The sequence below is a fragment of the Alsobacter ponti genome, from assembly GCF_024294805.1.
Lineage (GTDB): Bacteria > Pseudomonadota > Alphaproteobacteria > Rhizobiales > Beijerinckiaceae > Alsobacter > Alsobacter ponti.
In genome coordinates this window covers 23952-44472 of the sequence record NZ_JANCLU010000012.1, presented here as the reverse complement: position 1 = coordinate 44472, position 20521 = coordinate 23952, and the positions used below count along the sequence as shown (strand labels likewise).

Here is a 20521-nt window from a genome sequence, read left to right as displayed (position 1 = left end):
CGCCGGCCCCGGGGCCGGATGCAACCTGAACGTTAACAGAGCCTCCCGGGGAGAAAAGTGCGTCGCGGCACCCACGACCGGCGGTTGCAGCCCTCCCCGCAGAGCGGCTAGCCTGACCGCCCTTGGCCCGGAGCCCCGACGTGTCCGAGTTGACCATCCACCACATCCCCGTCTGCCCGTTCAGCCAGCGCGTCGAGATCCTGCTGGAGCTGAAGGGCATGCGCGACCGGGTGCGCTTCGAGGTCGTCGACATCACCCGCCCGCGCGACAAGGCGCTCCTCGCCAAGACGCGCGGCACGACCGCGCTGCCGGTGCTGGAGACGGAGGACGGCGGCGTCATCAAGGAGAGCCTCGTCATCCTGCGCTACCTCGAGGGCCGCTTCCCCGACCCGCCGGTGATGCGGCGCGACCCCTACGAGCACGCGCTGGAGGGCATGGTCGTGGCGCTGGAAGGCGACTTCACCTCCGCCGGCTATCGCTTCGTGATGAACCAGAACCCCGACCGCCGCGATGCGCTGCGCGACGACCTGCTCGCGCAATACGCGAAGCTCGACGACGCGCTGCGCGCGTGGTCGCGAGGCGGGCCGTTCCTGTTCGAGCGCTTCGGCTACGCCGAGGCGGTGTTCACGCCGATGTTCATGAGATTCTGGTTCGTCGACTACTATGAGGGCGTGGACATCCCCGACACGCCGGCTTTCTCCCGCGTGCGGGAGTGGCGCGACGCCTGCATCGCCCACCCCGCGGCGCGGCAGGTGACGCGCGAGGAGATCGTCAAGCTCTACTACGACTATTCGCGCGGCGCGGGGAACGGCGCCCTGCCGCCTGGCCGCGCCGTGTCGAGCTTCGTCTTCGAGCCGCACTGGCGCGCCCGGCCGTGGCCCCCGCGCGACAAATGGGCGCGCGCGGCGACCGACGCCGAGCTCGGGCTCGCCTGATCACAGCCGGTTCTGGGTCGGCTCGTCGCGCAGGATGTCCTTGAACCGGCGCAGGAAGCGCTCCATCACGGTCAGTGCGCGGTCGATGTCGGCGTCCGACGGCCCGCTGGGCTTCGCCTCGCCGGGCGCCGGGGTCGGCAGCGCCGGGGCGGGTCCGCCGGCCACGCGGGAGCGCAGCTCGGCGTTCTCGCGTGACAGGCGGTCGATCTCGTCCTGGAGCGCGGTGCGCTCGTCCGGCGTGAGGCGGCACTGGTAATCGCCGCCCTGCCTCGTGCACTGGCTCACCGCCCCGGTGCGGGTGTCCATCTTCAGATAGCCGTCCGGGGTCGGCGACATGACGAACCGGCCGTTGGCGTCCTGAGCGCGCGCCGACGGCGCGACGGCGAGGACGGCGGCAAGCATGATGGTCGAGCGCATGTGAACCTCCGGCGCGGAAGCGGGCATCTCCCTAACATCTGGGGACGCCATCGGCTCCGGACGAGGGGTCAGCGGCTCGCGCCGAACGTGCGGTTGATGCTGTCGCTCAGCGAGCCTGAGCGCATCGAGGCGGCGACCTGACCGAAGAGCAGCACCGCCACCAGGGCGGCGAGCGCCCCGGCGAGCGCGGCGGTGAGCCGCGGCGTCGACTTCGCGCGCGGCGGCGGCGCAAGCCGGGCCCGGAACTCCTCTTCCAGCTTCGCCCGCGCCGCCATGACGGCCTCCGCGAAAGCCTGCTCCTGCTCGCCCGTGGCGAGCTGGACGCCGCTCTGGTACAGGCGCGCCACCTCGGCGTTGGCGATCAGCACGGTGCGGCCGTGCACCGCCTCCCCCGGAGGCGACGGTGCGGCGCGCAACAGCGCGATGCCGAGGTCGAGCGCCAGCGCCGGCTGATGCAAGTCGTGGTAGCGGGCGCGCCCGGCGTGTTCGTCCGTGAAGCGCTCGACCGAAACCCAGGTGTCGGCCGGAAGCCCGGTGACGCGCTGGCCGGCGGCCTGGTACACGGCCAAGTGGAAATTAACATCTGGCAATTGCGTGGACATGAAATCTCCCGTCCAAGTCGAATGAACCTGACGGATTTTCGTTACAATTCCATCAATTCGCGGACGCTAAGCCTCGTGACGGCCGGCCGGGTCCGGAGAAGGGCGCGGACGCAGCGCCCGCCGCAGCAGGTTCGACAGCCGGCCCGACCGACGCGGCGGCTCGCCCTCGTCCTGCATCTGGGCGCCGCGCGGCTTGCGCACCAGCTCGACCACCCGCTCGTGATACTCCTCCAGCCCCGGACGATGGCCGATGCTGAGCAGCATGACGTCGGCGAGCTCGTGCTTGAACAGCGACATCATCGAGTCCTGGCTGGCCTCGTCGAGCGCGGAGGTCGCCTCGTCCATGACGACGATCTCGGGCTTCTGCAGCAGCAGGCGCGCGAAGGCGACGCGCTGCTGCTCGCCGCCGGAGAGCGTCTTGTCCCAGCGTTCCTCGTCGTCGAGCCGTCCCGCCAGGTGGCGCAGGCCGCAGCGGTGCAGCGCGTCGAGCATGGCCTGGTGTTGGCTGTCGTCGGGCGGATCGGGGTAGGAAAGCGCCGCCTTGAGCGTGCCGTTGGCGATGTAGGGCCGCTGCGGCACGAACATCACCCGCGCCCCGCGCGGGATCTGGACCTCGCCGTTCCCCCACGGCCACAGCCCGGCGACGGCGCGGATGAGCGTCGACTTGCCCGCGCCGGAATCGCCCTTGATGAGGATCTTTTCGCCGGGCTGGAAGCTCGCCTCGGCACCGTTGATGACGACGCGCCCGCCATATTGGTGGACGCTGAGGTTGCGCAGGTGGATGGCCTCGTCCGGGCTCTCGGTGAGCGTGATCCGCTCTTCCTCGTCCTCGCGGGCGAGACGGCGCAGCGTCGTCCACAGCGCCACCACGCGGTCGGCCGAGGCCGACCATTCGGCGAGCCTGATATAGTTCTCGACCAGCCAGTTAAACGCGAGCTGCACCTGCACGAAGGCCGCCGCGATCTGCATCAGCTGGCCGAGCGACATCTCCCCGGACAGGTATTTCGGCGCGCCGAGCAGTAGCGGCAGCACGGGCGCGAGGATGGTGTTGCCGTGGATGATGAAGGTCATCAGCGATTGCTGCCAGACCACCCAGCGCCAGCGCCCGAGCGCCTCGTCGAGCGTGCCGCCGAGCTGGCGCTCCTCGCCCTCCTCGCCGCCGATCAGCGCGATGCTCTCGGCGTTCTCGCGCACCCGCACCAGCTCGAAGCGCACCTGCGCCTCGGCCGCGTTCTTGCGCTCGGTGTAGCGGATCAGCGGGCGGCCAAGGAAGATCATGACGCCGGAGGTCAGCCCGCCATACAGGGCCGCGCACACCACCAGGTAGCCCGGAATGGTGAAGCCCATGAAAGTGATCGACCCGCCGGCGTTCCACAGCACGCCGACGAACACCGCCGCCATCAGCACGGCGTTGGAGAGGCCGATGGCGAAGTCGACGATCGGCTCGGTGGCGATGCGCACGTCATCGGTCATGCGGAACTCGGGGCTGTCCAGCTCCGGCACCGCGATGCTCATCTGGTAGAAGCGCCGCCCCGCCAGCCACTGGCCGGCGAGCGAGCCGGTGAGCCAGCGCCGCCAGCGCGCCTGGAGCGTCAGGCGGCAGAACACCTGCGCCACCATCGCCAGGATGGCCCCGGCGGCCAGCGCCGCGAACAACAGCATCGCGAAGCTGATCCGCCCCGGGTCGTGGGCGTCGAGCGCGTCGAAGAAATAGCGGTTCCAGCGGTTGATGCCGTACTGGATGGCGATGTTGGCGCCGACGAGCGCGATGATGGCGCCGGTCAGGAGCCAGGCCGCGCCGGCCGACTTTCCCCGCCAGAATCCCGACGACATGGCCCAGAAGCGACGCTGCAGCGAGGCCGCCGGCTGCTCCGCGCTTTCCTCGGTCGCGAAGAGCGCCGTCAGGCCCTGAGGCGCGCTCTGTTCCGGCTCGGTCAAGACTGTCTCCTGGGGTCGCGGCGGCACCGTCCCCCTAAGTGCTTGGCCTTGACCAGAACGCGCCGCGGGCATGCGACGTTCCAGGCGAGTCGCACCACGGCGTTCCCCCGTGAAGAAACGGTTGCCGCCACAGAGCGTTGTCGGAGAACGCTCCTGCGCCAGGGAGGTTGAGCCCGGCGTCCCCCGCTGGGCCGGCTGGAGGGAAACGCCCATGTGGTCTCAGGTCTACAATCCGTTCGGGAGCGCGGTGCTGTCCACCGTCGCGGCCGCCATACCGGTGGTGACGCTGCTGGTGCTGATCGCCAGCGGCAAGGTCCAGGCCCACTGGGCGGCGCTGCTGGCGCTCGCCGTGGCGCTCGCGGTCGCCATCGTCGCCTTCACCATGCCCCCCGGCCTCGCCGTGCGGGCGGCGCTGTTCGGCGCGCTGACCGGTTTCTTCCCGATCGGCTGGATCATCCTCAACGTCATCTTCCTTTACCGGCTCACGGTGGAGAAAGGCTGGTTCGAGATCATGCAGCACTCGATCGGCGGCATCACCAATGACCGTCGGCTGCAATTGCTGCTGATCGCCTTCTGCTTCGGCGCGTTCTTCGAAGGCGCGTCGGGCTTCGGCACGCCCGTCGCCGTCACCGGCGCGGTGCTGATGGGCCTCGGCTTCTCGCCGCTGGCCGCCGCCGGCCTGTCGCTGATCGCCAACACCGCCCCGGTGGCCTACGGAGCGCTCGGCGCTCCGATCGCCGGCCTCGCCGCCGCGACCGGGCTGGACCCGTTCAAGCTGGGCGCGATGGTCGGGCGGCAATTGCCGTTCTTCTCCATCCTGGTGCCGTTCTGGCTCATCTGGGCCTTCGCCGGGTTCCGGGGCATGATCCAGATCTGGCCGGCCATCCTGGTGTCCGGCGCGACCTTCGCCATCACGCAGTTCCTGATGTCGAATTTCCACGGCCCGACGCTGGTCGACATCGTCGCCTCCATGGTGTCGATGGCCTGCCTCATCGGCTTCCTCAAGGTCTGGCAGCCGAGCGTCGTGTGGACGTCCACGGCGCTGCGCGTGCGCGACGAATCCGCCTCGACCATGCCGCCTCCGTCCGCGGCGCCGGTCGCCGCCGAGCAGCGCGAGCGTGTCGTCCAGGCGTGGATTCCGTGGCTGATCCTCAGCATCTTCGCCTTCGTCTGGGGCACGGTGACGTTCAAGAGCTGGGCGAACGGCCTGTTCGCGCCGAACTTCCCCATCGAGGGTCTTCACAACCTCGCCCAGAAGGTGCCGCCCATCGTGGCCAAGCCCGCTCCCGAAGGCGCGGTGTTCGGCTTCACCTTCCTCTCCTACACGGGGACGGGCATCCTGCTCGCCGCCATCGTGGCGGGGCTGTACATGCGGTTCTCGCCGCTCGCCCTGGTGCGCGCCTACGGCCAGACGCTGTGGGTCGTGCGCTACTCGCTGATCACGATCTGCGGCATGCTGGCCCTGGGCACCCTGACGCGCTACTCGGGCATCGACGCCACGCTGGGCCTCGCCTTCGCGGGCACGGGATTCCTCTATCCCTTCTTCGGCGCCCTGCTCGGCTGGCTGGGCGTCGCGCTGACGGGGTCGGACACCGCCTCCAACGTGCTGTTCGGCGGACTGCAGCGCATCACCTCCGAGCAACTCGGCCTGTCGCCCATCCTGATGAGCGCGGCGAACTCCTCGGGCGGCGTGATGGGCAAGATGATCGACGCCCAGTCCATCGTCGTCGCCTCGACGGCGACGGGGTGGTTCGGCCACGAGGGCTCGATCCTGCGCTTCGTGTTCGGCCACTCGATCGTGCTGGCCTGCCTCGTCGGCATCCTCATCATGCTGCAGGCCTATGTCTGGCCGTTCACCGCGATGGTGGTGCAATAGAGAACGGGGGCGGCGCGGCGCGCCGGCCCCGCCCGTCACTCCTGCTGCTGGCCGCAGTAAGCGGATAAACGGCCGCACATATGAAAAGGCCCGCTCGCGGGCGCGAACGGGCCTGATTCCGAAGGGCCGGAGGGCTCAGATGGAGCCGGGCGGCAGCGTTGTCGTGGTGGTCGTGGTCGTCGAGCCGCCCGTCGACGAGGACGTCGAGGTGGTGGACGTGGTCGTCGCGGCGGCGTCGGTCGTCTCCGGCGGGTTGAAGTAGTCCGTCACCGCCTGTCCCGTCGTGTCGTCCAGCGTCAGCCCCAGATTGGCGTTGACCTGGTTCACCACGGACTGGTCGAACGACTTGTTGGCGATGGCGGCCAGCGCGTCGAGCGCCTCCTTCACCTTCGCGTTCAGGTCGTCCTGCGTCGGCGTGGTCGTCGTGGCGGTGGTCGTGGTCGTCGTCGTCTTGCTGGTGGCCGCAGCGTCGGCGGCGGCGATCTCGTCGGCGATCTGCATCGCCTCGAACATCAGGTTCATGTAGGTGGCGATGACGCCGACCGTGGAGTTCGGGGCCGCGTGGGCCAGCGCCGAGGCCGAGGCGTGGGAGGCGTTGAGGCGGCCGAGCTTGTCGGGCGTCGCGAAGACCGTGGCGGTAGTCGTGGTCGTCGTGGTCGTCGTCGCGGTCGACGAGGACGCGCGCGTGGAGGACTTGCTGCCGCCAGAGACAGAGGCGGTCCGCTCCGTCTTCTTCGATCCGCCCTTGAACAGGTCGCCGCTCAGCAGCGAGCCGACGAAGTTCGAGACGGGGTCCTTGCCGCCGGCCTTGCCGCCGCCCTCCCCGCCGCGTCCGTTGCCGCGACCGTCGGCGGCCGAAGCCGCCTCCGCGCCCCGGCCGTTGCCGCCGGCATTGCCGTTGCCACCGCCATTGCCGTTGCCGCCGCCATTGCCGGCGCCTTCGCCGCCCTTCGCGAGCGCCGCCGAGACGCCCGGCGCATGGGACGAGCCGCCGAGGCCGATCGGCTGGGCCGCGAAGACGAGGCCGAGAACGACCGCCGACGCGGCGGATGACAAGCGCACTTTGGACATCGGGCTCTCCTGTAGGCGACCGAACCAACAAGCGACTCGATCATGGACTCGTTGCATTAACTAATTTCGCAGGCGATCACTCAATCTTGATCAAAAGGTGGCGGTTGTGAAGTCCACCCGGCGGTCGGCGCCTGAAACGGCCGCTTCTTCAGGCGCAGCGCCGGCGGAACGGCACCGGATATTGGCGGGTCATGCCCCGCCCATCGCGACAATACTGGACCGCTCGCGCGCTGCTTCGGCGGCGTTATTGAAGCGAATGGTTTCGCGCATGGCGGCAATTGTGTGACAGCACCGGCCGGCGCCGAGGCGCGTCAGGCAGCGTCGCGGCCACGCTCTGGTTTCCTTCTTTCGTTTCGGTCCAGTATTGCGGCGTGATTTCCAGCTGCACCTATGCCGCCCAGCTTTGGCGTTGCTGGTCTGGGGAACCGATACGGACCAGCTTAAGCCACAGCGAACTTTTCCAAAGCTGAGATGTCTTGACACAACCGCCTCGATGACTACCTTCCTGGCACTCTCCCCGCCCGAGTGCCAAGGCCTCGCCGGGGGCTCGCCCATCATCGACCAGAGGAGCGCGACAATGGCATTCCGACCGTTGCACGACCGCGTCGTCGTCCGCCGCATCGAAGCCGAGGAAAAGACCAAGGGCGGCATCCTCATCCCCGACAGCGCCCGGGAGAAGCCGCAGGAAGGCGAGATCGTCGCCGTCGGCTCCGGCGCGCGGGACGAGACCGGCAAGCTCACGCCGCTCGACGTAAAGCCCGGCGACCGCGTGCTGTTCGGCAAGTGGTCCGGCACCGAGGTCAAGATCGACGGCCAGGAGCTCCTCATCATGAAGGAGTCCGACATCATGGGCGTCATCGAAGGCGCCGAAGCCGGCCGCCGCGCCGCCTGACCCATTCGACACCGGAGATCATCAATATGGCTGCCAAGGAAGTTCGCTTCGCCGCGAGCGCGCGCGAAAAGATGCTGCGCGGCGTCGATATCCTCGCCGACGCCGTCAAGGTGACGCTCGGCCCCAAGGGCCGCAACGTCGTCATCGAGAAGAGCTTCGGCGCGCCCCGCATCACCAAGGACGGCGTCACCGTCGCCAAGGAGATCGAGCTCGCCGACAAGTTCGAGAACATGGGCGCGCAGATGGTGCGCGAGGTGGCCTCGAAGACCAACGACATCGCCGGCGACGGCACCACCACCGCGACGGTTCTCGCCCAGTCCATCGTCCGCGAGGGCGCCAAGGCGGTCGCCGCCGGCATGAACCCGATGGACCTGAAGCGCGGCATCGACCTCGCCGTCGAGGAGGTCGTGCGCGACATCCAGGCGCGCGCCCGCAAGGTCCAGTCGAGCGACGAGATCGCCCAGGTCGGCACCATCTCCGCCAATGGCGACAAGTCGGTCGGCGAGATGATCGCCCAGGCGATGCAGAAGGTCGGCAACGAGGGCGTCATCACCGTCGAGGAAGCCAAGACCGCCGTCACCGAGCTGGACGTCGTCGAGGGCATGCAGTTCGACCGGGGCTACCTCTCCCCCTACTTCATCACCAACGCCGACAAAATGGTGGCGGAGCTGGAGGAGCCCTACCTCCTCATCCACGAGAAGAAGCTGTCGTCGCTGCAGGCCATGCTGCCGATCCTTGAGGCCGTGGTGCAATCCGGCCGGCCGCTGCTCATCGTCGCCGAGGACGTGGAGGGCGAGGCGCTGGCCACGCTGGTGGTCAACAAGCTGCGCGGCGGGCTGAAGATCGCGGCGGTGAAGGCCCCGGGCTTCGGCGACCGCCGCAAGGCCATGCTGGAGGACATCGCCGTCCTGACCGGCGGCCAGATGATCTCCGAGGACCTCGGCATCAAGCTCGAGAACGTCACCATCGACATGCTCGGCCGCGCCAAGCGCATCCGCGTCGACAAGGAGAACACCACGATCATCGACGGCGCGGGCTCGAAGGACGACATCGAGGCGCGCGTCGGCCAGATCAAGGCGCAGATCGAGGAGACGACCTCCGACTACGACCGCGAGAAGCTGCAGGAGAGGCTGGCGAAGCTCGCCGGCGGCGTCGCGGTGATCCGCGTCGGCGGCGCGACCGAGGTCGAGGTGAAGGAGAAGAAGGACCGCGTCGACGACGCCCTGCACGCCACCCGCGCCGCGGTGGAGGAAGGCGTCGTGCCGGGCGGCGGCACCGCGCTCCTGCGCGCCAAGCTGGCGGTTCGCGAGCGCCTGACCTCCGACAACGCCGACGTGCGCGCCGGCTTCAACATCGTGCTGAAGGCGCTGGAGGCCCCGATCCGCCAGATCGTCGAGAACGCCGGCATCGAGGGTTCCATCGTGGTCGGCAAGATCTCCGAGAACGCCTCGCAGACCTACGGCTTCGACGCGCAGACGGAGCAGTACGTGGACATGCTGCAGGCCGGCATCCTCGACCCCGCCAAGGTCGTCCGCGCCGCCCTGCAGGACGCCGCGTCGGTGGCCGGGCTGCTGATCACCACGGAAGCGATGGTGGCCGAAGCGCCCAAGAAGGACAGCCCCGCCCCGATGGGCGGCGGAATGGGCGGCGGCATGGGCGGCATGGGCGGCATGGACTTCTGAGCCGCGCCTCTACCCGTCGTTGACACCGAAAGCCCCGGCCTCGCGCCGGGGCTTTTTTCGTCGGCGGCGTCGAGCGGCTACCGCTCCGGCGGGTTCGGCCGCGAGGGCACGTCCGGCATCGGGCGAAGCGAGCCGGTCGCGGTGGGCGGCACGTCCGTGCGCGCGGCGTTCATCACCATCGACAGGAAGCTGTAGTAGCCGCTGACCCCAATGAGATCGACGACCCCTGTCTCGCCGAAGAGACGAGCGGCGCGCCGCCAGGTCTCGTCGCTCACCGATTTGTTTTGGTGCAGTTCCGTCGCGAATTCGAACACGGCCGCCTCGTCCTCGGGCAGGCGGTCGGGGCGACGCCCCTCGGCGATGGCGGCGATCGTCTCCGCGGCCACTCCCTCGCGTTCCGCGATGGGCGCGTGGATCGCCCATTCCACCTGCTGCGACCAGTGCCGCGCGGTGATCAGGATGGCGAGTTCGGACAGGCGCAGCCCGATGGCGCTGCGGTAGCGCAGATACTCGCCCATGCGCTGGGCATGGGTCATCAGTTCGGGGCTGCGCAGCAGCGGAACGAACGGCGAGATCAGCCCGCCGCGCGGACCGTCGATGATCTCCTGCGCCGCGACGCGCTGGCCCTCCGTCCACTGCTCGGGAGGGATCGGCGGCAGTCGGTCGGTCATGCTGGTCATTCCTCCCTCGGGCGGGGCCTTCGAGCGCGCGGAGCGCCTTCCGGAATGGCGTCAGTTCCGGTCGAGCCTGAAGCGATTATCGGCGCCGCGCGACAGCGTCATGCGGTACTCGAAGCGATCCGGCCGGTAGAACAGTTCCGCCGTATAGACGCCCTTGTTCCTGTCGTCGAAAAACGTCCGGCGCAGCTTCAGCAAAGCGCTGCCGGGCTGCACCGCCAGACGCTGGGCGGCGACGTCGTCGGCGAGCGTGGCCGTGATGCTCTGCTTCACCGAATCGACGTTGGCCCCGGCGCGGGAGATCAGGTCGATCATCGGGATGGAGGCGAGTTCGTCGCGCGTGTAGGTGCGGCCGATGCGGTCGAGCACGTAGGTCGTCGACAGCGAGAACGGCCCTTCCGCTAGGCTGCGGACGCGGACCGCGCGCTGGACCATCTCGCCCGTCTTGAGCCCGAGTTCCGCCGCGACCGCGCCCGGCGCGGGCACGTGCTCGAATTCGCAGATCGTGACGGTCGTCTGGCGTCCGATCACCGAGAGGTTCGCCATCAGCCCCTCGATGCCGGCCACGATGGGCGCGCCGCCGATCTGGGCGGCCGCGCTGGCCGAGACGATGGTTCCCCGGCCGCGCGCCCGGTCGACCAGGCCCTCGTCCGACAATTCGTCCAGGGCGCGCCGGGCCGTGATCCGGCTGACGCCGAATCGCTCCATCAGCTCCGCCTCGGTGGGAATCGCCTCGCCGACCTTGTACGCGCCCGTGGTGATCCCTTCGCGCAGGATCATGTAGATGCGGTGATACAGGGGAATGGGCGAGCGAACGGGAGCGAGCCCCGACGGCCCGTCGAGCGGGTCCTGCGCCGCCGGCGCGCGCGCCTCCGCGGCGGATGTCGATGGCGTCGACCCCGCGCGCCGCTGCGTTCCCGATCCCCGTTGCGGGGCGCTCACCTGTCTCACCATTCACCCAACCCCATCCGCGACGGCGGGCCGACCGGCCGTGTCCGGGCCAGACCGGCCGCGCCCCGAACACCGGCTTCGGAGGCGGCGGAAGTTCCGTTTCCACCCATGTCACACGGCTCTTTACAAGAGGCTAAAGATATATCTTTATAACATTTACCGGGTTGGCAAGCGGTTTCTGGCTGCCCCGGCGAGGCCGAAAAGGCCCGCGACAAAAAGCATTTGGATGGAGGCGTACGGTGGAGCTTTCGAACAAGACGGCGCGCGAGCTCTTCGAGGCGATCAAGGCCAAGCCGCCACGCCCGCGCATGGGCTTCGGCCGCAAGCCGGTCCTCATCAACGTCGACCTTCAGAAGTCCTATACGAATGTCGGCGAGTTCGTGACCGCCTACGAGACGGACCCCCGCCAGCTCGAGTACGTCAACCGGCTGGCGGAGCTCGCGCGCTCGAAGCGCCTTCCCGTGGTGTGGACCTACGTCGCCTACATGCAGTCCGGCGAGGATTGCGGGGTCTGGGGTACGCGCTCCAACACCCCGGACTCGCTGCAGAACATCAAGGTCGGCTCCCGCCGCGCCGAGTTCGACGACCGCCTCGTCATCGACACGGTCGGCGACATCATCCTCAACAAGCGGATGGCCTCCGCCTTCCACGAAACCAATCTCCAGTCGCTCATGGTCTGGCACCAGTGCGACACGGTCATCGTGACCGGAGGGTCCACCTCCGGCTGCGTGCGCGCCACCGTGGTGGACGCCATCTCGCGCGGCTATCGCGTCGTCGTGCCGGAGGAGTGCGTGTCCGACAAGCACGAGAGCCCGCACTTCGCCAATCTCTACGACATCGCCATGAAGTACGGCGACGTGGTCCCCGTGGCGGACGTCATCGCCTATTACGAAGCGTGGAAGCAGGCGTGAGGGGACCGGAGATGGCGAGAGATCCCGGCCTCTACGACTACATTCCCTATTACCGCCGCCCGAACATCGTGTGGCCGAACGGCGCGAAGATCGCGGTCTGGATCGCGCCGAACATCGAGTTCTACGAGTTCCAACCCCCGCCGAACCCGATGCGCACGCCGTGGGGGCGCCCACTGCCGGACGTGCTGGCCTACTCCCACCGCGACTACGGCAACCGCTCCGGCTGGTGGCGGATGATGGAGGCGATGGACGAGGCGGGTTTCCGCGGCTCGGTCTCGCTCAACGTCGCCCTGTGCGAGCACCACCCGGAGATCATCGAGGCCTGCGCCAAGCGGGGCTGGGAGTTCTTCTCCCACGGCATCTACAACACCCGCTACACCTACGGCATGAGCCGCGAGGAAGAGGCCGCGATCATCGAGGACTCCGTCGCCACGATCCGCAAATGGACCGGCCAGAAACTGTCCGGCTGGCTGGCCCCGGCGCTCTCCAACAACACCTGGACCATGGACCTGCTGGCCGAGCACGGCGTCGAATACACCTGCGACCTGTTCCACGACGACCAGCCCATGCCGGTGAACGTCAAGTCGGGCCGGCTCATCTCGATGCCCTATTCCCTCGAGATGAACGACGTCATCGTCTACAACTCGAACCTCTATTCGGCCCGGCATTACGGCGAGATCATCAAGCGCCAGTTCGACCAGCTCCGCGCCGAGGGAGAGCGGTCGGGCACGGTGATGTGCATCCCGCTGCATCCCTATCTCGTCGGGCAGCCGCATCGCATCGAGCCCTTCGCCGAGGCGCTGCGCTACATCGCCTCGCACGACGACGCCTGGCTCGCGACGGGGCGCGAGATCGCCGCCTACTTCAACGAGCGCTACTACGACGCGATGGCGCAAGCCATCGCCGCCGCGCAGGCCTGAGGAACATCGCCCATGGCACTCGGAGAAGACTATCTCAACTATCCCTGGCGGCGGCACGGCATGGACCACGACCGCTATCCGTGGTCGAACCTGTTCGAGCGCAAGCCCGTGACATGGCCCAACGGCGCGCGCGTCGCGCTGTGGATCACGCCCGCCGTGCAGTGGTTCCCGCTGGACATGACGTCCAAGCCGTTCGCCATGCCGGGCGGGCTCACCATGCCGTTCCCGGACCTGCGGCACTACACCAACCGCGACTACGGCAACCGCGTCGGCATCTACCGCATCCTCGACGTGCTGGCCGAGCGCAAATTGCCGGCGTCGGTGGCGGTGAACGGCGCGATCGCGGAGCGCTATCCGTCGCTCGTGCGCGACATCGTGGCGGCAGGGCACGAGATCGTGGCCCACGGCCTCGACATGGGCCACGCCCATCACAGCGGGCTCGCGCCCGACGCCGAGAACGAGATCGTCGCCCGGACGCTCCGCCTGCTGCGCGAGGCCTCCGGCCAGGAGGTGACGGGCTGGCTGTCGCCGGGCCGCGCCCAGTCGCACGCCACTCCCGACCTGCTGGCCGAGAACGGCGTCGCCTATTGCTGCGACTGGGCCAATGACGACATGCCGTTCGAGATGAGCACGCGCGGCGGGCCCCTGCTCGCCATGCCGCTCGCCTACGAAACCGACGATCGGGTGGTGATGCTCGATTTCCACCACACGGAGGACTCCTGGGCGGAGCAAGTGAAGGACCGCTTCGACGTGCTTTACCGGGAAGCCGAGAGCCATGGCGGGCGCATCGTGAGCATCCCGCTGCACGCCTGGGTGACGGGCGTTCCCTATCGCATCGGCAAGCTGCGCGAGGTGCTGGACCACATCCTGGCGCACGAGGACGTCTGGCCGGCCACCGGCCGCGACATCGTCGCAGCCTTCCGGTCGCAGGCCTGAGGCGCGCGCGATGGCCAACCTCCCCCATTCCGCCGCTCCCAGGACGATGTTCGACAAGGTCTGGGACCGGCATGTGATCGTCGCGCGCGACGAAGGGCCGTCGCTCATCTATATCGACCGCGACATCATCCACGAAGGCTCCTTCCACGCCTTCGCCGACATGAAGCGCCGCGGCTACTCCGTCCGCCGCCCGCGCCAGATGTTCGGCACGCCTGACCACTACGTGCCCACGACCGGGCGCGAGATCGGCGACGCGGCGACGGCCGAGATCGCCCGCATGATCCGGCAGTTCGACGAGAACATGGACTGGGGCGGCATCCGCAGCTTCCGGCTCCGCGATCCGCGCCAGGGAATCGTCCATGTCGTCGGCCCCGAGCAGGGCATCACCCTGCCGGGCCTCACCATCGTGTGCAGCGACAGCCACACCTCGACGCACGGGGCGCTCGGGGCCATCGCCTTCGGCATCGGGCAGTCGGAAAACATGCATGTCATGGCGACGCAGACGCTGTGGCAGGCGCGCCCCAAAACGATGCGCATCTCCGTCAGCGGCACGCTGGCGCGCGGCGTCCACGCCAAGGACGTCATCCTGGCCATCATCGGCAAGATCGGCGCCGGCGGCGCGGGTGGCCACGCCATCGAGTACGCGGGCCCGGCGGTCCGCGCCATGTCCATTGAGCAGCGGCTGACCATCTGCAACATGTCGATCGAGGCCGCCGCGCGCTGCGGCATGGTCGCGCCCGACGACACCACCTTCCAGTACCTGCACGGGCGGCCCTTCGCGCCGTCGGGGGAGGAATGGGACCGCGCGGTGGCCCAGTGGCGCGCCTTGCCGACCGACGACGGCGCCCGGTTCGATACCGAGGTCGCGCTCGAGGGACATGCCATCGCGCCGATGGTGACCTGGGGCACCAGCCCGGAGGACACCGCGCCCATCACGGGCCATGTGCCCGATCCCGCCGGGGCGCCCGACGCCGGCCGCCGGGAGAGCACGGCCAAGGCGCTCAACTACATGGGGCTGACGCCCGGCACGCCGCTCGCCGACGTCGCGATCGACCGGGTGTTCATCGGTTCGTGCACCAACAGCCGGCTGGAGGACCTGCGCGCCGCCGCCGAGGTGCTGCGCGGCCGCAAGGCGGTCGTTCCCGCCATGGTGGTGCCCGGCTCGACGTCGGTGAAGCGGGCGGCGGAAGCGGAGGGCCTCGATCGCGTCTTCCGCGAGGCCGGCTTCGAATGGCGGGAGTCCGGCTGCTCGATGTGCGCCGCGATGAACGGAGACTTCGTCAAGCCGCAGGAGCGCTGCGCCTCCACCTCCAACCGGAACTTCATCGGCCGCCAGGGCCCGAACGCCCGCACGCATTTGATGAGTCCGGCCATGGCCGCCGCGGCGGCGGTGACGGGCCGGCTCACCGACGTGCGCCGGCTTTTGAACTGAGGCCGCGCCATGACCCCCTTCGTCAAAATGACGGCGCTGGCCGCCCCCATCCCCGGACGCAACCTGGACACGGACCAGATCATCCCCGCGCGGTTCCTGAAGTTCGACCGGTCCGGCGGCTACGGACAGTTCCTCTTCCACGACCTGCGGTTCACGCCCGAGGGGCAGGAGCGGCCCGAGTTCATCCTGAACCGGGAGCCCTATCGGCACGCGAAGGTGCTGGTCACGGAGGAAAACTTCGGCTGCGGCTCGTCGCGGGAAGGCGCGGTCTACGCCCTGTGCGACCATGGCGTGCGGGGCGTGATCGGGCCGAGCTTCGGCGATATCTTCTACAACAACGCGCTCAAGAACGGCCTCGTCCCGGTGAGACTGCCGGAAGACATCGTGGCGAGCTTGCGCGAGACGCTGATGGCCACCCCCGGGGCCGAAGTCGAAATCGATCTCGAGGCGAGAATCGTTCGGCTGCCGGACGGCAGCTCGCACGAACTGGAAATCGACCCCTTCTGGCGCGAATGCATCATGAAGGGCCTCGACGAAATCGAGCTGACCTGGAGCTATATGGAAGATATCCGCCGCTTTGAGGACGCCTACCTCAAGGACATTCCGTGGATCAACAGGTGAGCCCAATCACCGCGGACACTCTCGCTGCAACACAGTGAAACAAGGGAAGGGAAGACAATGACATCTCGGGACGAAAACTGGACGACTTCCGCCATCAGCCGCCGCAATCTGCTGAAGGCCGGCGCGGCGTCGACCGCGGTCGGCTTGATCGGAGCGCCGACCGTGCTGCGCGCGCAGACGCCGACGGTGAAGATCGGCATCCTGGAGCCCCTGACGGGCGCCCTCTCCTACAACGGCACGCAGGCCCGCGCCGGCGCGCAGTTCGCCATCGACGCGATCAACGCGGCCGGCGGCATCAAGAGCATGGGCGGCGCGAAGCTCGAGCCCGTCGTGGCCGACGCGCAGTCGCGTCCCGAGGTCGCGGCGGCGGAAGTCGACAAGCTCGCGCAGGCCGGCGTGTCCGTGTTCATCGGCTGCCAGGCCAGCGCGCTCGGCCTCGCCAGCTCGCAGGCGGCGGCGCGGTACAACCTCGCCCAGGTGTTCGACGTGGGCACCGCCGAGCAGGTCGTGGAACGCGGCCTCAAGAACGTGTTCCGCTTCACGCCCGGCGTGAACAAGTGCACCTCCACCGCGCTCGAGAACCTGAAGACGCTCAACGCCAACGCCGGCAACCCGGTGAAGACGGCGGCCATCGTCCACGAGGACGGCCCGTTCGGCTCCGGCCTCGCCAAGCTGCTCAACGAGCGTCTGCCGGGAATGGGCATCCAGGTGGTGGAGACGATCAGCCACCCCACGCCGCAGCGCGACTTCACCAACATCGCGCTGCGCGTGAAGGCGGCGAAGCCGGACATGATCATCCCGTCCAACTACATCAACGAGTACACGCTGTTCGCGATGGCGCTGCGGCAGCAGCGCGTGGAGACGAAGGCGATCTACTCGATCCTCGGTGGCGGCGCGTCCAACATCAAGTTCGTGCGCGAGCAGAACGACGCGGCCCAGTACGTCATGGACTGCAATCACTGGTACGACCCGCGCAAGCCCGAGTCGCAGGCCCTGGCCAAGAAGGCGGCCGAGGCGAAGCTGGACATGACCTACGACATCATGGTCGCCTATGCCTGCATCCAGCTGATCGCCGACTCGCTGGAACGCGCCAAGTCGGGCGACCGCGAGAAGATGATCGAGGCGCTGGCCTCCTCCACCTACTCCGGCTCGATCATGCCTTACGGACCCACGAAGTTCGTGAACGGCAACAACGAAGGCGCGCAGCCGGTCAACACGCAGATCCGGGGAGACAAGATCGAGCTGGTCTTCCCCAAGGAATACGCCACGGCGGAGGCCGTCTTCCCGATGCCTCCTCGCGGCTGAGGCGTCTTTCCATGCTCCGCGGGCGCTAGCCGCCCGCGGACGCTCCCAAGCGGGAAGCTCCGTCCATGTCCGCACTTATCCTTCCCGCCATGCTCGGCGGCCTGACGACAGGAGCGATCTACGCGCTCGTGGCGCTCGGCCTGACGCTGATCTACGGCGTCCTGCACATCATCAATTTCGCCCACGGCAGCCTGCTCATGCTGGCGTTGTACGGCGTCTACTTCCTGCATGTCTGGCTGGGGTTCGACCCCTATCTCGCGATTCCGATCATCGCGCCTCTCTTCTTCGTGCTGGGCTACGCCCTGCAGCGGGGCGTGATCGCCCCCTTCTCGGGCGGCAAGGAGCAGAACGTCCTGCTCGTGACGCTGGCGCTTTCGATCGTCTTCGACAATCTGGCGCTCTATTTCTGGACCTCGAACACGCGCACGGTGGCCGTCTCCTACGCCTATACGATGGTGGAGGTCGGCCCCGCCTTCATTCCGCTGCCCAAGGTCATCGCCTTCTTCGCCGCGATGCTGTGCGCCGCGATCCTGTGGCTCGTCATCAACCGCACGCGGATCGGCAAGGCCATCCGCGCCGTGGCCATCGAGAAGCGCGGGGCGCAGCTGGTCGGCATCGAGGTCGAGCAGACCTACGCCGTCTGCTTCGGCATCGGGACGGCCTGCGTGGCGGTCGCCGCCTGCCTGCTGATCCCCACCTTCTACGTCACCCCGCAGGTCGGCTACGCCTTCGTCCTCGTGGCGTTCACCACCGTGGTGCTGGGCGGCATGGGCAGCTTCGCCGGCGCGCTGGTGAGCGGACTGCTGCTCGGCGTCATCGAGGCCCTCTGCGGCCTGTTCCTCGGCGAAACGCTGGGGCAGATCGGCATCTTCGTCGCCTTCATCCTCATCCTGCTGTTTCGGCCGGCAGGCCTGTTCGGACAACGCACCGCATGAAACACGCGACGCTCGGCGAGTGGGTTCTCTACGGCGCGGTGTGCGCCTACCTCCTGGCGCTGTACGCCCTTCCTTCGGATGTCTGGCTCGGCTTCACGATCAACGCCCTGATCGTCACGGTGCTCAGCATCGCGTGGAACATCACCGGCGGCTATGGCGGCCAGATGTCCTTCGGCCATGCCGCCCTGTTCGGAACCGGGGCCTTCGTGACCGCGATCCTTCAGGTGCGCCTGGGCGTCAACCCGTGGCTGGCCGCTCCGCTGGCGATCGCCGCGGCGGCGCTGGTCGCCGGCGTCATCGGCGCGCTGTCCTTCCGCTATGGGCTGAAGGGCTCCTACTTCGCGCTTGTCACCCTCGCCTTCGCCGAGGTGCTGCGCATTCTCGCCAGCTCGTTCTCGATCACGGGCGGCGGCCAGGGCATCCTGGTGCCGTACAAGGCGGGCGTCGAGAACCTCCAGTTCGCGAGCCGCGTCTCGACCTACACCCTGGCGCTGGCGCTGGTGGCGCTCGGCATGCTGGTGACGGCCTGGATGCAGCGCTCGCGCTTCGGGGCCTACCTCATCGCGATCCGTGAGAACGAGGAGGCCGCCAAGGCGCTGGGCATCGACACGTTCCGAACCAAGGTGCTGGCCATGGTGCTCTCCGGCGCCATCGCCGGAACCGCCGGCGTCGCCTATCTCCAGACCTTCCTCTTCGTGGACTCGCAGATCGCCTACGGGGCGAGCATGTCCGTGGAGGCGCTTCTCGGGCCGATGATCGGCGGCTCGGGCACACTGTGGGGCCCGCTCGTCGGTACGCTGGCCCTCCATCTTCTCGGCGAGAGCGCCAAGGAGCTCGTGAGCGGCGCGCCCGGGCTCAACCTCGTCCTGTACGGAGTCGTCCTGCTGGTGATCCTGCGCTATTTGCCCGACGGCCTCGTGGGGCTGGCGCGTCGCGTTCGCCTGCCCCGGCGCGCGCCGGCGGCCTCGATGAAGGAGGCGCGCTGATGCTGCGCGTCGCCAACGTCACGAAGCGTTTCGGCGGCCTCGTCGCCGTCAACGACGCATCGCTCACCCTGGAGCAGGGGCGGATCGTCGCCCTGATCGGCCCCAACGGGGCGGGCAAGACGACCCTGTTCGCCATGATCGGCGGCTTTCTGACCCCCGACGCGGGCAGCATCACCTTCGAGGGACAGGAGATCGCCGGCCTGCCGCCTCACGCCATCTGCCGGCTCGGCCTGACCCGCACCTTCCAGATCGTCCAGCCCTTCGCCGGACTCACGGTGCTCGAGAACATCGCGGTCGGCGCGCACCTGCACCATCGCAGCCGGGCGGATGCGCTGGAGCGCGCGCGCCTCGTCGCCGAGCAGGTCGGCATGGGCCGCATGCTCGACCAGTCGGCGCAATCGCTGACGGTGGCCGGCCGCAAGCGCCTCGAACTGGCCCGCGCCCTGGCCACCGAGGCGAAGCTGCTGCTGCTCGACGAGGTGATGGCCGGGCTGATCCCCAGCGAGATCGTCGAGATCGTCGCCACCATTCGCCAGATCCGCGATTCCGGCGTCACCATTCTCCTCATCGAGCATGTCATGCAGGCGGTCATGAGCCTCTCCGAGGAAGCCTATGTCCTGAACCAGGGCAAGATGATCGCGCACGGAACGCCGAAGCAGCTCGTCGCCGATCCCACCGTCATCGAGGCCTATCTCGGCCATGGCGCGGCCGAGCGCCTGAAGGGGGGCGCGCATGCTTGAGGTCGCCGGCATCGTGGCCGGCTACGGCCCTATGGACGTCCTTCAGGGCGTCAGCATGTCCATCGCATCCGGCGAGATCGTCGCCGTGCTCGGCTCGAACGGAGTCGGCAAGTCCACCCTCAACAACGTCCTCAGCGGCATCGTGAAGCCGCGCGCCGGCAGCGTGCGCTTCATGGGGGCCGACATCACCGGCGCCTCGCCGAGCGCCATCGTCGCCGCCGGGCTGTCGCAGGTGCCGGAGGGCCGTCGGATCTTCCCCAACCTCACGGTGCGGGAAAACCTCGAGCTCGGGGCCTATCGGCGCGCCGGGGCGCGCATGAAATCGAATTTCGAGCATATCTGCGACACGTTCCCGCGCCTGCGCGAGCGGCTGGGGCAACTGGCCGGAACGCTCTCCGGGGGCGAACAGCAGATGCTGGCCATCGGCCGCGGGCTGATGGCCGAACCTCTCCTGTTGATCCTGGACGAACCCTCGCTCGGCCTCTCCCCGCTGATGGTCGAGGAGATGTTCAACCTGGTCCAGCGCATCAACCGCGAGGGCCTGTCCATCCTGCTCGTCGAGCAGAACGTCGTGCAGTCGCTCGGCATCGCGACGCGCGCCTACGTGCTCGAACAGGGGCGCTTCGCGCTCGAAGGCGCGGCGGCCGACATGCTGGCCGACCCGCGCCTGCGCCAGACCTATCTGGGACTCTAG

General features: G+C 68.5%; 20 protein-coding genes. 14 read left to right on the top strand and 6 right to left on the bottom strand.

Going from position 1 to position 20521, the window contains the following annotated elements:
- Positions 1-140 precede the first annotated feature (140 nt).
- Positions 141-935 carry a glutathione S-transferase family protein gene (locus NK718_RS13210; RefSeq protein ID WP_254743040.1) on the top strand — a complete coding sequence of 265 codons (795 nt, stop codon included), beginning with the start codon at positions 141-143 and terminating at the stop codon, positions 933-935.
- Here NK718_RS13210 and NK718_RS13205 read toward each other — a convergent pair whose 3' ends face one another.
- The 3 genes from NK718_RS13205 to NK718_RS13195 all read right to left on the bottom strand — a co-directional run bounded on the left by NK718_RS13205 (position 936) and on the right by NK718_RS13195 (position 3892).
- On the bottom strand, positions 936-1352 hold the full coding sequence (locus NK718_RS13205) for a hypothetical protein (protein ID WP_254743037.1): 417 nt from the start codon (positions 1350-1352) through the stop codon (positions 936-938).
- 68 nt (positions 1353-1420) lie between these two features.
- The gene (locus NK718_RS13200; protein ID WP_254743034.1) at positions 1421-1954 is read right to left on the bottom strand and encodes a hypothetical protein; all 534 of its coding nucleotides are present in this window, start codon (positions 1952-1954) and stop codon (positions 1421-1423) included.
- Between the two features lie 66 nt (positions 1955-2020).
- Positions 2021-3892 (bottom strand): ABC transporter ATP-binding protein/permease, encoded by a 1872-nt coding sequence (locus NK718_RS13195; RefSeq protein ID WP_254743031.1) that lies wholly within the window; start codon positions 3890-3892, stop codon positions 2021-2023.
- A gap of 211 nt (positions 3893-4103) precedes the next feature.
- On the opposite strand from NK718_RS13195, the gene NK718_RS13190 reads away from it, so the two are divergent.
- A complete protein-coding gene (locus NK718_RS13190) occupies positions 4104-5768 on the top strand; it encodes an L-lactate permease (RefSeq protein WP_254743028.1) in 1665 nt (554 codons plus the stop codon).
- A gap of 135 nt (positions 5769-5903) precedes the next feature.
- Here the strand turns inward: NK718_RS13190 and NK718_RS13185 are convergent, their stop codons facing one another.
- Positions 5904-6839, bottom strand: a complete 936-nt coding sequence (locus tag NK718_RS13185) for a hypothetical protein (protein ID WP_254743026.1) — start codon at positions 6837-6839, stop codon at positions 5904-5906.
- A gap of 577 nt (positions 6840-7416) precedes the next feature.
- Between NK718_RS13185 and groES the strand changes: the two genes are divergently transcribed.
- Positions 7417-7731 carry a co-chaperone GroES gene (gene groES / locus NK718_RS13180; RefSeq protein WP_254743023.1) on the top strand — a complete coding sequence of 105 codons (315 nt, stop codon included), beginning with the start codon at positions 7417-7419 and terminating at the stop codon, positions 7729-7731.
- A 26-nt stretch (positions 7732-7757) separates the two neighbouring features.
- Positions 7758-9413, top strand: coding sequence for a chaperonin GroEL (gene groL, locus NK718_RS13175; protein WP_254743020.1), 1656 nt, complete (start codon positions 7758-7760; stop codon positions 9411-9413).
- A gap of 77 nt (positions 9414-9490) precedes the next feature.
- Here the strand turns inward: groL and NK718_RS13170 are convergent, their stop codons facing one another.
- Positions 9491-10093 (bottom strand): carboxymuconolactone decarboxylase family protein, encoded by a 603-nt coding sequence (locus tag NK718_RS13170; RefSeq protein ID WP_254743017.1) that lies wholly within the window; start codon positions 10091-10093, stop codon positions 9491-9493.
- Positions 10094-10144: 51 nt separating this feature from the next.
- The gene (locus NK718_RS13165; RefSeq protein ID WP_254743014.1) at positions 10145-11032 is read right to left on the bottom strand and encodes a GntR family transcriptional regulator; all 888 of its coding nucleotides are present in this window, start codon (positions 11030-11032) and stop codon (positions 10145-10147) included.
- A 248-nt stretch (positions 11033-11280) separates the two neighbouring features.
- Here NK718_RS13165 and NK718_RS13160 point away from each other — a divergent pair, with 248 nt between their 5' ends.
- From NK718_RS13160 to NK718_RS13115, 10 genes are all read left to right on the top strand, one after another.
- Positions 11281-11952: an isochorismatase family protein gene (locus tag NK718_RS13160; protein WP_254743011.1), complete on the top strand. Its 672-nt coding sequence runs from the start codon at positions 11281-11283 to the stop codon at positions 11950-11952.
- 11 nt (positions 11953-11963) lie between these two features.
- A complete protein-coding gene (locus NK718_RS13155) occupies positions 11964-12872 on the top strand; it encodes a polysaccharide deacetylase family protein (RefSeq protein WP_254743008.1) in 909 nt (302 codons plus the stop codon).
- A 12-nt stretch (positions 12873-12884) separates the two neighbouring features.
- Positions 12885-13808 (top strand): polysaccharide deacetylase family protein, encoded by a 924-nt coding sequence (locus tag NK718_RS13150; RefSeq protein ID WP_254743005.1) that lies wholly within the window; start codon positions 12885-12887, stop codon positions 13806-13808.
- Between the two features lie 10 nt (positions 13809-13818).
- Positions 13819-15240 carry a 3-isopropylmalate dehydratase large subunit gene (gene leuC, locus NK718_RS13145; protein WP_254743003.1) on the top strand — a complete coding sequence of 474 codons (1422 nt, stop codon included), beginning with the start codon at positions 13819-13821 and terminating at the stop codon, positions 15238-15240.
- A gap of 9 nt (positions 15241-15249) precedes the next feature.
- Positions 15250-15861 carry a 3-isopropylmalate dehydratase small subunit gene (leuD, locus tag NK718_RS13140; RefSeq protein WP_254743000.1) on the top strand — a complete coding sequence of 204 codons (612 nt, stop codon included), beginning with the start codon at positions 15250-15252 and terminating at the stop codon, positions 15859-15861.
- Between the two features lie 57 nt (positions 15862-15918).
- Positions 15919-17166, top strand: a complete 1248-nt coding sequence (locus NK718_RS13135; RefSeq protein ID WP_254742997.1) for an ABC transporter substrate-binding protein — start codon at positions 15919-15921, stop codon at positions 17164-17166.
- 65 nt (positions 17167-17231) lie between these two features.
- A complete protein-coding gene (locus NK718_RS13130; protein WP_254742994.1) occupies positions 17232-18101 on the top strand; it encodes a branched-chain amino acid ABC transporter permease in 870 nt (289 codons plus the stop codon).
- Complete coding sequence (locus NK718_RS13125; protein WP_254742991.1) at positions 18098-19087, top strand: branched-chain amino acid ABC transporter permease; 990 nt, start codon at positions 18098-18100, stop codon at positions 19085-19087. Before NK718_RS13130 ends, NK718_RS13125 begins: the two co-directional genes overlap by 4 nt.
- The gene (locus NK718_RS13120; protein ID WP_254742988.1) at positions 19087-19827 is read left to right on the top strand and encodes an ABC transporter ATP-binding protein; all 741 of its coding nucleotides are present in this window, start codon (positions 19087-19089) and stop codon (positions 19825-19827) included. Before NK718_RS13125 ends, NK718_RS13120 begins: the two co-directional genes overlap by 1 nt.
- The gene (locus tag NK718_RS13115) at positions 19820-20521 is read left to right on the top strand and encodes an ABC transporter ATP-binding protein (RefSeq protein WP_254742986.1); all 702 of its coding nucleotides are present in this window, start codon (positions 19820-19822) and stop codon (positions 20519-20521) included. The genes NK718_RS13120 and NK718_RS13115 overlap by 8 nt, the downstream gene beginning before the upstream one ends.